The organism is Rhodococcus sp. UYP9, from assembly GCF_040547235.1.
Taxonomy (GTDB): Bacteria; Actinomycetota; Actinomycetes; order Mycobacteriales; family Mycobacteriaceae; genus Rhodococcoides.
The window spans coordinates 188,950-200,245 of sequence record NZ_JBEPPH010000008.1 but is presented as its reverse complement, the minus strand read 5'-3'; the positions used below and the strand labels follow the sequence as shown (position 1 = coordinate 200,245).

The window sequence follows — 11,296 nt, the reverse complement described above, 5'->3', positions numbered from 1 at the left end:
CGGGACTGAACGATCGACGCGATCTGCTCATGCTGGACTGGCTCATTTCAGTAGATCCCTATTCTAAGCGGGTCCACTGTCCGAAATCCCTGGGCCGATCAGACCGCTCGAATTCACCAATCGATTATACCGGGCGATCGCGCTGAATCCTCATTAAGTCTGTTGCTCGCAGCAGGTTCTGGTGGCTACTGGTGTGCTCGCGCTGTCACCAACCGGCACCCGGCATGGCTACGGGGTTTCGTCGACGACGATCCGGAGATTGTGAACCGACTGGCCAACCGTGACTGCCCCGCATACCACGTCGACGATCTTGTGGCCCTCGGTGTGGAGGCTCTACGTGCGCGCCTCTGCCACGGCTCGGGCGTCTGAATGTCGTCGAGCGCGTCCCTCTTGTTGCATGACCATGTTGTCCCGGAAGATGAGTCTCGAACGCCCCGGATTCGGGTAGCGACTCAGTAAGCTGGTGCGATGGTACGCACTCTGCCCGAAGGCCAATTTCTCTTGATCCGAACCGGATTCGAGGACGAAAATGCATGGCAGACATTGCAGGTCGAGGCCCAAGCCGATTTTACCATCGTTGACGATCCCGAATTCGACGGGATATCGATCGAAGAACTCGTCGAGGTAGCCGGCGGCTCGCTCGACTACGCTTTCGTAGCCGACCACCGGACATTCACGGACCCGAGGCGACCGATTTTGGTCGTTGATCTTCACGTCCGCGATGAAGACGGCGATGTGTACGTCGACGACGAGTCTGAGGATGCTGTCGAGGAACCGATCTGCAGATTCCGTGTGACACCGGAGTACTTAGCAGTAGTCGAAAACAATCTGTCGACCGCAAATCTGGACTTTGCTGACTTTATCGCCAGCGCAGACCGCGATGGTCTGTTCGATGGGTATGCCGCTCCAGTGGAGACTGTCACGTTGGAGAGACGAGACCTGCTGGCGGCCGCTCGAAATTCGAACCTCCCGGCTATGCTCGTGACCCGTTACAGCGAGGCACTCGAACTATATCGGCCCTCGACGGTGACAGCGACACCGACGGAGGATTTGAGCGAGCACCACGAATACCTCCAGAACAACATGGAGGGCTTCGGCCACGCCGAGGAAGTTCTCGGTCTGGAGGAATCGCTGGAGATCAGTGCTCAGGGCGGTGGGCCAGTACTTGCGTTCTATTTTCCGATCCGGAGCGGGTGGTGGAGCGCGAATGTAGCCCCCGAAACGCTCGCTCCAGTAACCCTGCTGATGTCGCGAATGGCCTCCCGGAGACCAAGTACGTCCTGACGCTGCGCGGTTGGGTGTCGGACGAAATCCCGTCCGGCCACCCAACCCATCGCACTCGAAACCGGTGTCGCTCTCGCCGACGTCGAGATCGACCAGCACATCGAACTCGAACCCGGGGAGAAGATCTCCCGGTCTGCATCGCCGAGATCGCAACACAGCGAGCACGTCTGGCAGAGGACGAAGCCCGCATCGAAGCCAGCACCGAGGCATTCGCGAAGAGACTCGCCACCGCCCAGGTACCCGTCCGGGACATAGGATCGCTTCTCGGCGTGACTTTCAGCGAGCCAGCCAACTCGTCAACAGCTGACCACAGCAAAGGTGGAACAGGTGGTGGCCTTTCTTCCAACGGGTGATCGCTTGTCGTGCAGCGTCGTTGGGAGCTGGCGGGGTGCGTTCATGCTGGTCGGGCGCGCTGTGGTCGGGCGACGCAGCCAAGGGCGAAGGAGGTCCCTCCTGTGCAGCTGCTGCGGCGGAGGCGTCGCCGACGACTACGGCCAGTGCGTCGAGCAGGCGTAGCCGTGAGTCGTTGTCCAGAGTGGATTGTGGGAGGTCTGTGGTGATGGCGGTGACGACGGCCAGTGCGCTGACCGCCCACGCGTGCGCGTCGTCGCTGCGCGAGATTCTGAAATAGGTGTCGTATTCGGCACTTCGGGTGATCGGGATGGTGCCATCGGTAGGTAGGACGACTCGATCGATGCTCGTCGGAGATGGGGTCATGAAGGCCTCTTCCGTGGCTTGAAGTGGAGTCAGGGTGGTGGGGGTGTCGTGTTGCGGTCCAGACGGCTCCGACGACGACAGCGGCTCCGGCCAGTTGAATCCAGGTGGGTCTCTCGCTGAGGACGACGAATCCGAACGCGATGGCCAGCACGGGCTGTAGCAGCAGCAGGGAGGCGACAGTATTGGCCGCCAGCGATCGGGATCCCGAGCTGATGAACAACCATGCGGCAACCTGCCCGAGCAGGGCGAGTGCGATCATCCATCCCCAGGCAGAGGCGGAGATGTCGAGATCGAGGTCGCCGAGGCCAGCCGAGACGACTCCGGCGGTCACGGTTGCCGATGCGGTGGCCACGCAGATCGGGGTGACCAAATGGCTGGGGCTGTGTTGGGTGGAGCGGCGGTTCAGGAACAAGTAGGCCGCGTATGCGGCACCGGCGGTGATGCCCAGAATGGAACCGCGCAGCGCGTTGTCGGCTCCTGTTCTGCCGATGAGTCCGCCGGCGAGGGCGACGCCGAGCAGCATGCAGGGCACTGCCATGAGGAAACGTCTGGGGATGGCGGTTCGATCCACGACCAGCGCGATCAGCGGCAGGACGACCACCTGAACGTTGATGAGCACGGTGGCGATCGACGCACCGACGTCGAGAATGCTCGCGGTCCACATGACGTAGTCGGCCCCGAGGAAGACGCCGGCACCGATGGCCATGGGGTACAACCTCACCGGCATCGCCCCGCGCCGGTGAAGTTCCCACAGCGCCATCGGAACGAGAGCCGCGAGAGCGATCAGACATCGCAGAAATGCCGCAGTGCCCGAGGTGACATCGGCAAGCTTGACGAAGGTGGCGGACAGAGACAGTGAGGCGGCACCCGCGATCACCAACGCCGCATTCCCGCCCACCCCCCGATCGGTGGCGGCAGCTCTCGGTATCGCGGTCCTGGTCACCTGCTCAAGGCAACCAGCTACAAATCGATAAGTCTACTAGTCAGTTCTACCACTAACGCAGTAGTCTTACTTATATGTTTTCGTGGGATCGTTTGAGGATTTTCGCCGCAGTGGCCGAATACGGTTCGGTCACACGGGCCGCAGAATCCCTGCGGCTCACCGGACCTGGAGTCTCGCAACATATCCGAAAGTTGGAGAAGGAAGCCGGCACCGCGCTCGTCGAGCGAGAGGGGAGGTCGATACGGCTGACCCCCGCCGGTCGGGCGTTGGCGACGCGCGCGGCTGCCATGTCCGCTCTCGCCGACGCTGCCGAGGACGATGTCGCCGCTATCGACACCGCCGTCGCCGGCGCTCTGAGAGTGGGCGCGGTCGCCAGCGCGCTGCGTCGACTGGTGGTTCCGGCACTGGCCGACCTTGTTCGTACGTATCCACTGCTGCGCCCAGAAGTCGTCGACGGGGAAGGAATCGACCTGCTCGACCGCCTCCAGCACCGCACCCTCGATGTCGTCGTGTTCGAGTCCTGGGACCACCGGCCGGCGACCGTGCCGGCAGGTATCGATGTACACACGCTCCACACCGAGGATGTACACCTCGTGGTACCCACCGACGACAGCCGTGAGATGGCCAGCCTCGGTGACGAAGCCAACTCGATCTGGACGGTGTGCCCAGCAGGATCGGATGCGCACTCAGCGCTCGTACACGTATTGCGTGAAGCCGGGGTCGAACCGACAATCCGATACGAGGTTTCCGACTACTCGACCCAACTGGCCCTCGTCGAAGCCGGCCTCGCCGTCGCGCTCGTCCCGGACACCGCGCGAGCGCGAACGGCCGGCGTCCGTTACCTGCCGACCAGCCCGGTCGTGACACGTTCCCTGCGGGCGGCGAGCTCCACCCGAATTCCGGCAGTCGCCGCGCTGATGGATGCGATGAACACCATCATCGCGTCCTGATTCCTCGTCTACGGCCGAACTGCAATCGCAGCCGCTAAGGACGCGCGGGCATGCCTAGCGTCGTGAGCCGCTGTAGTGCACCGAGGCGTCCCCGCGCAGCTGTACGAAGCGGATGTTCTAGAAATTTCCGATTCCGATCCTCGGCTGCGATGGTGCCGGGGTTGATCTGGCGATCACAACTACGCAGACGGCTAAAGCGCGTGGGTTCGGAATCCACGTACGCCACACCCCGCGACGGCGCGGTCATCGGCAGCGATCCCGACCACACCCTCAACTGACCGTACCCTCGACCCATGTACCGGCCATCGATCGGACCTAAAGTGGAAGTGTCCGTTTTCGGCGTGGCATTGCTCCTCCTGGCCACCGGATGCGGGTCCCCCATCGGTGGCGGCGACAACATCGAAACATTCACACCCCCAGAGGCCTCGGTCGTAGAGAAGGCGGACTGCCTTCTCCCCGAAATACAGACACCGCTCGCCGGTGCGGTCCAATGGCCACAGACAGACGCACCGCCGACAATCACCCCGGGATACCCCCCGGATGACTTCGAACCCGTTGCGATAGTCCGCTGCGAACGCGGGGAAGACCCGAACGGGCAACTGACCATCGATGCAGTACACATGGAAGGGCAGGTCGACGACGTCTACGAAACGTTCAGAACTCTCTCCCAGCGATTCGCAGGCAGTGGATCCGGGTCCAGCTGTGCCGTCGACGGTCGACCCCCGGTAGGACTCTGGCTCGTCAATCGAGATGACCGCGCGATACGCCCTCAATGGCCCACCACCCCATGCGGATACGACCTGTCACCCTTGGACGCGCTGGCCACACTGCATGAAGTGAAACGGGAACAGAACGTCGTAGACGGACTGGCCGCTGACAACGCCGGAGTGTGTCGCCAGACCGTGCCCACTTTCTCCGTCACGATCGAGAGCAACCCACCGGACGAGCGCCAGCAATATCGAGAAGCTACCGAGCTAGCAACGCCGATCGCCGATGTCGGCAGACTCCAAATTTGCCGATTCGCCAATGCAGATGTGGCCGTAGAAGAGTCACGGAATCGCCTCACCGCCGACCAAAGTCGAACCCTGATGCAGACAGTCGTGCAACTACCTCTGGCGCCACCCTGCGAACAATCAGCCCAACGCTATGCCGTAATCGAGCTACTACGACCCGACGGCTCCGGAGGAACGCACATGCAAGTCGAACTCGACGGCTGCAAACGTCTCTCGTTCGGCGGATACAGCGCCACAACAGACAGCCTCATCGCAGCTCTTACCCAGCGGGCCGAGTAGGAGCCCCTACATCAGGCCAGTCGGTAGCTCAGGCCTGCCATACGCCGAAAGGTCCGCCGACTGTGCCCTGCTCTACGAACACGAGCGGGGCACAGTCAGCGAACTGAGGTTCCCCCCTGATGGTGGACACCGAGATAGCTGGACCGATGGTTCCGATGGAGGGATGTCCTCATGTCCCGCAAACGCAGGTCGTTCACGACCGAGTACAAGGTCGACGGCGCCCGACGGGTGATCGATTCCGGCCGCACCATCGCCGAAGTCGCCCGAGAGCTCGGCATCAACGAAGCCCTGCTCGGACGCTGGGTTGCCGACGAACGCCGGCGGATCGAGGCCGCCGCAGTATCCGGTGACCGGCCGCTCACAGCCGCCGAACGCACAGAGCTGGCACGGTTGCGCCGGCAGGTGTCGGGGCAGTCCCATCTGTCGGTACCGCTTCTGCGCCCGGATGCGCGAAGCCTTTTCGGCGTCGTCGGATGCATAGTGATTTCCGATGGGACGTCGACCCGAAGTTCGGGGTCGGGTGAGTTGTGGCTTTCGTAGTAGTTGCGGGCAGTCGATGTGCCACACCGTGTCAGCCAACACAGGCTGACGATGTCGAGAATGCGGTCTTTGGGCATTGTCTCGAACGGGCTGTCCTGGGTATCGGACCACTCCGCGAACTTGTCGAGGATCAGGCCAATAGCCCGACAGGCGAGTCGACGAGCGAATACCCGGTGGTCTGCGGCCCGGTTGCCCGCTGTTTGGCGTTGGCGATGTGGTCACGCTTGAAGTCGCGAGTTTTCTGCACCCACGTCTGCTCGGCCTGCGTCAGCCCGTCGGCCGACAACCCGGGCGGTGCCTCCCGAACGTTGTGTGGATGCCGAGAACGTGCGCCGGTAACCCAGCCGCCGCGACCTTCTCGGTGCCCAACCCGGTGACGGCGGTCTTGCAGCTATCGCCGAAATCCGGCAGTGACGGTACAACGACGTGGAACGCAGGCTCGTCAATGCCTTTCGGCTTCTGATGACGGTTGCCGCACGCCCTACTGTGAGCAACCCGGCAAGCCAACAGACCGTCGACGACGCGCCTGGGTCACGATGCAGAGTATGCCGAATGAACAGGAGTGTGCACAGTTAAGTAGCTTCGAGAAACTCAATCGATGGATGTGCAAGATCGCCAGGTAGTGTCGGGTGGTGATCGAACCGGTGAAGCTCGATTCTCATGTTGCCGCAACGCGACTCGCCGGCCTTTTGAAGGACCGTCGCAGTTCACGCTCTTATACAGCTCATCCGGTAACCAAATCCCATCTTTCCGAGATTCTTTGGGCGGCGCGGGGGAGCAGTTCCGAGACCCGACGGACGGTACCGTCGGCTCACGCTGTTCACGCGGTGTCTGTCTCGGTCGCGGTAAGTCGAGTGGGCAATGTCGATTGTGGACTGTATCGATATGGCGCATCTGATCATTCGCTGTCGATGGTGACCGATGAGGACCTGCGCCCTACGCTTGCCTCAGCGTGCATAGTCGACGAGGAATGGGTGAAGGATTCGGCTGCCATTGTGATGCTGTCGGCCGATTTCGAGAAGGTCAATGCTGAGTTCGCAGAACAGTGGCCCTATGGGCGCCGCGGCGAGCGGTACGCGTGGTTGGAGGCAGGCCATATCAGTCAAAATGTCTACCTTGCGTGCGCTGAGCTGAGTGTAGGTGTCACATTCGTCGGAGGTGTGGACGAACGCCTGCTGCCCCAAGCCATCGGCAATATCGCACTGTTGCCGCACAACCATGAACTGCTGGGGTTGATGCCTCTTGGCATAGCGCGACCGTGACCTCCTGGGACACGCTGCCCGACCTCGGATGGGGCCGTTCGCGTGAACGAAGTGCACACTCCAGGGCGTTTGATGTTTTTGACTATCCAGCGTGAACGGGGTCATGGCTTCCTGTGGAATTTACGGGTGCTGCTGATAATTCTTGGCTCCGTCCGCGGCCTGATGATCACCGTTGTGCAAGCAATGCCCTTTATTGGGAGTTCGCGCCCGAACTACGCATCCCCAATCGTCGGTCGTTGCTTCGGCGAGACGTACTTGCTCATCCGTCTCGTCGACGTGCTGCCAAAACTCGTCCGGGGTCAAGTGGCCAGAAACCTGTATGAACACTCCCTTACAGGTTCGGCGGGTCGGTTGTGTCGTCTACAAGATCCGCGGCTTCGCGAAGGCGAAGACCGGGGTAGCTTTCGCGCAGCTTTTTGATCGCGGATATTCGTGACGACGACGAGGTCTTAGCTTTCGAGACTTCGCGCGTGGGAACACTGCTGGGTTCGACGCGTGTCACCTCGGGCGAGGAGGCGCGATTGCGTCTTCGACACTGCCGCTTGAAAGACGTGGCAATGATGGCAAACGCCAGGAGATATAGAACAGCGAATGTGATGTTCCACGGTGAGGGCTCGTCGATGACGTTGCCGACGATCTGCGGCCCGACCAGCACGACCGAAACCACTAGTAGATAAACAGTTCCCCATCGGTCGACGGTGGGGTTGTCATACCACTTCCGCTTGGTCACGACGCCGGCCTTTCATCTGTTGAGTTTGTCGTTATCTGCGGTGACGACTTGACCGACTCGAGCTGGCCAGGCTTCGATTTCGGGGATCGCGAGGACAGCGTCGACGGTTTCTCTGCTGCCGCCGAGGTAGACGCACGGAAAGTCGAAGTGGGCGACCATGCACCATGAATGGTCGGCGGGCCACCAGATGTGCGGTGACAGGGCCCGGTAGGAGAGCGTGGCGCGTGCGCCGGGGCCGCGAAGCAGAAAGTAGTTGTCGCCGTTGATGACCGCGGTCGGCGTCGTCGCGCGTATGTCGTCGAGTGAGGTGTTGCCTTCCCAGATGGCAAACCGGCAATCGTCGGGCGTGCTGGTGTGTTCGGCGAGAACCTGTACCACCTGCGTAAGCTGGCTCGTCCAGTCGAGGACAGGTGTGGCGGCGGTCGGGGGGTTCGACTGGAGGAAACCACGTTCTCCCTTCGCTTCGATTGCGTGCAGTTCCATCTCGGCGTGGGCGATTGCCCCGGTGTGGCGTGCAATGTCGGACCATCGAACCAGGCTCGTGTTGCCGTTCTGATCGGATGCACGCACCGGGTACAAGATTCGGGCGTAGGCGTCGAACATGGAGGGGACGAGGGACCCCACTGTAGTGGTGGGTGCGAATTTCAGGTTGTCGGAAACCCAGCGGCTCTCCGAGACGTCCTGCTGAAGATCGTTGTCCGTCCACTCGTCTGCCACAGCGACAGTCTCTCAGAAGGAGTCGAGAAGTAGTCGTCTTCAGCCCAAGTGCATTTGGCGTGCCCCGGAGAACCAGGGACACGCCAGAACGTTCTCGACCGTCAGCGTTGGTCCACCCGGGAGCAGCTACGTCTGGCGATCCTGACAAGGATCTGGCATGTCCCCGGCGGTCCGGGCCAATTCGTTTTAGAGTCGTTGTTGCCCTGACCTGGGCAGGAAGAACAATCGAGATCATGGCTGGACGGAAGAGAAATCCTGCAGAGGACATCGTGCGCGAGCTGCGGCGAGCGGACGAACTCGGCAGTGAGGGCAAGACCAACGACGATATTGCAGCTGAACTCGCGGTGTCGACCGCGATGTTGTACAACTGGCGACGCCAGTATGGCCTTATGGACACCGACGCCGCGAACGAGCTCAAGGACCTTCGGGACGGCCAGAGGTCTGCGGCGCTGTGGTAGTGACCAACGTGGGCATGTGTTTCTTGAATTCATCGGCGTCCCTGCGTAACTTGCGGCATCTCCTCGCCAGTGAGCGGAGTGCGAACATCCTGGCATTGGTCGGATCGGTCAGTGCGTGGAGGTGGGGTTCGAGGGCGATGCACGCGTAGAGCAGCGCGGTTGTGGTGCGTCCGCGGAGCTGGGTGCCCAGTGTTTCTGGTGCGGTGACGATCATCGATGCGGTGGCCGCTTTCACCGAGCTCGATCTGGCGACGCGCAGTGCTCGGATTGCTTCGATGGGTCCGTCCCCGTGTTTGGGCTCGGAGAGTTGGTTGCGGGCCAGGACTCGCGGGCTGCTGCTTCGGCGTCGATGGGGGCGCTTTTGCCGACGTTGCGGTGTGGCTTGCGATTCAGTCGGGGTACTTCCACGACGTCGATATCGTGGAGAAAGTAGGTGCCGTGCTATGCCGGCACCGTAGGAGGAGGTGCCTTCGATGCCGACTGCGATCGGGTCGCCGTGTTATCGCATCCAGCAGACATCCGAATCGTCGCCAACGAGGCCAAGTACGCGATCCCACAGGTGCGGCGCGGGGTGGTTCCTGACGCGATGTCGCACCGGACCGTGCCCCGAGCCGTGGGCATGGCCGCGGCAGCCGAAATTCTGCTGACCGGGCGAGCCTTCGATGGTCGCGAAGCGGTGCGATCGGGTCTGGCGAGCCGAAGCCTGCCGGCCGAGGAGGTGCTGCCCGCCGCGTTGGAGGTGGCTCGCGACATTGCGACCAATGTGGCACCGATGTCGGCGGCGCTGAGCAAGCGGTTGCTCTGGGACACAGCCCGGTATGGATTTACGCCGCAGCAGGTCGCCGCATACGAGACCGAACTGCACCACCGCGTCATGGGTACAGCCGACGCGAGTGAAGGAGTGCGCGCATTTCTCGAACATCGCGATCCTCAATGGGTGGCCGGCGTTGGTTCGGATTGGAAGGATTTGCCCTGGAGCTAAATGGTTTTCGGTCGAAACCTCATCGAGTCGGTTCAGGTACCGTCGTCCGCTGACAAGTTGCTGACGGTCTTCGGTCCCGCGTTGGATGGACTCGACGTTCGGGTGACTACCGAGGTGCGGCTGTTCCCCTCACCGAACGGTGTTTCTTTGCGGAACTGAGTTGAGAGATGATCAGAGAGCGCGCGTATTCCGTTGCTGGCGCAGTTATTCGAGGTAGAAGGACGAATGTCCGCCTCGACAGAAGGAGGAGTGAAGATGGGTATGAATACTGTGAGCGATAGGCCGAGTGTCGGCGTTCATGTGGTGACGGGTGCTACGGCGGGCCTAGGTCTAGAGACCGCGGCCGGGCTCGCTGAGCAGGGCCTCCACGTCGTGATCGCCGGTAGAGGTTCCGAGCGACTCGCCGCGGCAAGGGCCTCGATTCTGGAGCGTTGTCCGGGAGCTTCACTGGACGTAATCGCCGTGGATCTCGCGTCGCTGGACAGTGTCCGAGCGGCAGCCGCACAGCTCCGGGAGCGATACACCTCGATCGAGGTTCTGGTAAACAACGCGGGGGTGATGTACACCCCGCTGGAGCGAACCGCGGAGGGATTCGAACTTCAGTTCGGAGTGAATTGTCTGGGCCACTTCGAGTGGACCAAACTGTTGATGCCGCTCCTGCTTGCGGACGATGGAGCTCGCGTGGTCAACGTGGCCAGCCACGCACATCGGGCGAACGGTATCGACCTGGCCGATCCCAACTGGGAGCGGCGCCCTTACGACAAGTTCGTGGCCTATGCGGCTGCAAAGACAGCCAACATCTTGTTCACCGTGGGTCTCGAGCAACGATTCGCAGGTCGTGGGGTGCATGCATTTGCCGTACATCCGGGAACTGTGAACACCTCGCTTGGTCGTTACATGAGCAGAGACGATATGCGTCATCTCAAGAGTCTCGTGGCTGCGCGCGCTGGTGTAGAAATCGGAGCGACACCGCCGCCGATCGCCTACGCCAGTGTGCGTGACGGTGCACGGACATCGGTGTGGGCGGCCACGACCGCAGATCTTGTTGACCGAGGGGGGTTGTATCTTGCCGATTGTGTCGTTGTGCAGGCGGCGGCGCATGCTACCGACCCAATTGCTGCTGACGAGCTTTGGGCGATGTCCGAGCAGTTGTGTGGTCCGTGGGGTGCACAGCGAAGCGGGGATGCCTGAGGTTGCCCGAGGAGCACGTGGCTCTGCAGGACTCGTCAATGCGTTCGTGGAGCGGTGGTCGCCAACTGAGGTTCTGCCGACGATCTTGCCATCAGGAATGCGCAGCGTCACCGTCAACGCTCCAGTCGACGCGAGTCGGTGTCGGCGGTCAGCTGACTGCTTGACGAGGTTCGGTGATGTCGCCGTATCTCGCACGTTGAAACTCGTTGTCCCGGAGACATATCCGACCG

The 11,296-nt window shown here is 61.8% G+C and carries 9 protein-coding genes and 4 pseudogenes; 8 read left to right on the top strand and 5 right to left on the bottom strand.

Annotated features, from left to right (window positions below; genetic code table 11):
- Window positions 1–468: 468 nt before the first annotated feature.
- Window positions 469–1,284, top strand: a complete 816-nt coding sequence (locus ABIB36_RS20220; protein WP_502944949.1) for a DUF6924 domain-containing protein — start codon at window positions 469–471, stop codon at window positions 1,282–1,284.
- Window positions 1,285–1,560: 276 nt separating this feature from the next.
- Here the strand turns inward: ABIB36_RS20220 and ABIB36_RS21980 are convergent, their stop codons facing one another.
- Window positions 1,561–2,001: a 3-methyl-L-tyrosine peroxygenase-related protein gene (locus ABIB36_RS21980; RefSeq protein WP_502944956.1), complete on the bottom strand. Its 441-nt coding sequence runs from the start codon at window positions 1,999–2,001 to the stop codon at window positions 1,561–1,563.
- 115 nt (window positions 2,002–2,116) lie between these two features.
- Window positions 2,117–2,878: pseudogene (locus ABIB36_RS21975) on the bottom strand (DMT family transporter); the annotation flags it as partial.
- A gap of 140 nt (window positions 2,879–3,018) precedes the next feature.
- Between ABIB36_RS21975 and ABIB36_RS20210 the strand changes: the two are divergent.
- The 3 genes and pseudogenes from ABIB36_RS20210 to ABIB36_RS21970 form a co-directional block, all read left to right on the top strand.
- On the top strand, window positions 3,019–3,894 hold the full coding sequence (locus tag ABIB36_RS20210; protein WP_354562581.1) for a LysR family transcriptional regulator: 876 nt from the start codon (window positions 3,019–3,021) through the stop codon (window positions 3,892–3,894).
- A 293-nt stretch (window positions 3,895–4,187) separates the two neighbouring features.
- Complete coding sequence (locus ABIB36_RS20205) at window positions 4,188–5,186, top strand: hypothetical protein (RefSeq protein ID WP_354562582.1); 999 nt, start codon at window positions 4,188–4,190, stop codon at window positions 5,184–5,186.
- A gap of 171 nt (window positions 5,187–5,357) precedes the next feature.
- Window positions 5,358–5,579: pseudogene (locus ABIB36_RS21970) on the top strand (transposase); the annotation flags it as partial.
- Between the two features lie 24 nt (window positions 5,580–5,603).
- On the opposite strand, the pseudogene ABIB36_RS20195 reads toward ABIB36_RS21970, so the two are convergent.
- A pseudogene (locus ABIB36_RS20195) lies at window positions 5,604–6,182 on the bottom strand (epoxide hydrolase); the annotation flags it as partial.
- Window positions 6,183–6,358: 176 nt separating this feature from the next.
- On the opposite strand from ABIB36_RS20195, the gene ABIB36_RS20190 reads away from it, so the two are divergent.
- Entirely contained in the window at window positions 6,359–6,988 is a 630-nt protein-coding gene (locus tag ABIB36_RS20190) for a SagB/ThcOx family dehydrogenase (RefSeq protein WP_354562585.1), read from the top strand.
- Window positions 6,989–7,319: 331 nt separating this feature from the next.
- Here ABIB36_RS20190 and ABIB36_RS20185 read toward each other — a convergent pair whose 3' ends face one another.
- Together ABIB36_RS20185 and ABIB36_RS20180 are read right to left on the bottom strand one after the other, a co-directional pair.
- On the bottom strand, window positions 7,320–7,718 hold the full coding sequence (locus tag ABIB36_RS20185; RefSeq protein ID WP_354562588.1) for a hypothetical protein: 399 nt from the start codon (window positions 7,716–7,718) through the stop codon (window positions 7,320–7,322).
- Between the two features lie 12 nt (window positions 7,719–7,730).
- Entirely contained in the window at window positions 7,731–8,435 is a 705-nt protein-coding gene (locus ABIB36_RS20180; protein ID WP_354562589.1) for a hypothetical protein, read from the bottom strand.
- 233 nt (window positions 8,436–8,668) lie between these two features.
- Between ABIB36_RS20180 and ABIB36_RS20175 the strand changes: the two genes are divergently transcribed.
- The 3 genes and pseudogenes from ABIB36_RS20175 (at window position 8,669) to ABIB36_RS20165 (ending at window position 11,066) form a co-directional block, all read left to right on the top strand.
- Window positions 8,669–8,893 carry a transposase gene (locus ABIB36_RS20175; protein ID WP_354562590.1) on the top strand — a complete coding sequence of 75 codons (225 nt, stop codon included), beginning with the start codon at window positions 8,669–8,671 and terminating at the stop codon, window positions 8,891–8,893.
- Window positions 8,894–9,404: 511 nt separating this feature from the next.
- Window positions 9,405–9,875 (top strand): annotated as a pseudogene (locus ABIB36_RS20170) (enoyl-CoA hydratase/isomerase family protein); the annotation flags it as partial.
- Window positions 9,876–10,136: 261 nt separating this feature from the next.
- Window positions 10,137–11,066 carry an SDR family oxidoreductase gene (locus ABIB36_RS20165; RefSeq protein WP_354562593.1) on the top strand — a complete coding sequence of 310 codons (930 nt, stop codon included), beginning with the start codon at window positions 10,137–10,139 and terminating at the stop codon, window positions 11,064–11,066.
- The last annotated feature ends 230 nt before the right edge of the window (window positions 11,067–11,296 follow it).

Excerpts from the sequence above, each read along its gene's own strand:
- ABIB36_RS20220 (WP_502944949.1), top strand. The coding sequence starts at position 469 with ATGGTACGCACTCTGCCCGAAGGCCAATTTCTCTTGATCCGAACCGGA.
- ABIB36_RS21980 (WP_502944956.1), bottom strand. The coding sequence starts at position 2,001 with ATGACCCCATCTCCGACGAGCATCGATCGAGTCGTCCTACCTACCGAT.
- ABIB36_RS20210 (WP_354562581.1), top strand. The coding sequence starts at position 3,019 with ATGTTTTCGTGGGATCGTTTGAGGATTTTCGCCGCAGTGGCCGAATAC.
- ABIB36_RS20205 (WP_354562582.1), top strand. The coding sequence starts at position 4,188 with ATGTACCGGCCATCGATCGGACCTAAAGTGGAAGTGTCCGTTTTCGGC.
- ABIB36_RS20175 (WP_354562590.1), top strand. The coding sequence starts at position 8,669 with ATGGCTGGACGGAAGAGAAATCCTGCAGAGGACATCGTGCGCGAGCTG.
- ABIB36_RS20165 (WP_354562593.1), top strand. The coding sequence starts at position 10,137 with ATGAATACTGTGAGCGATAGGCCGAGTGTCGGCGTTCATGTGGTGACG.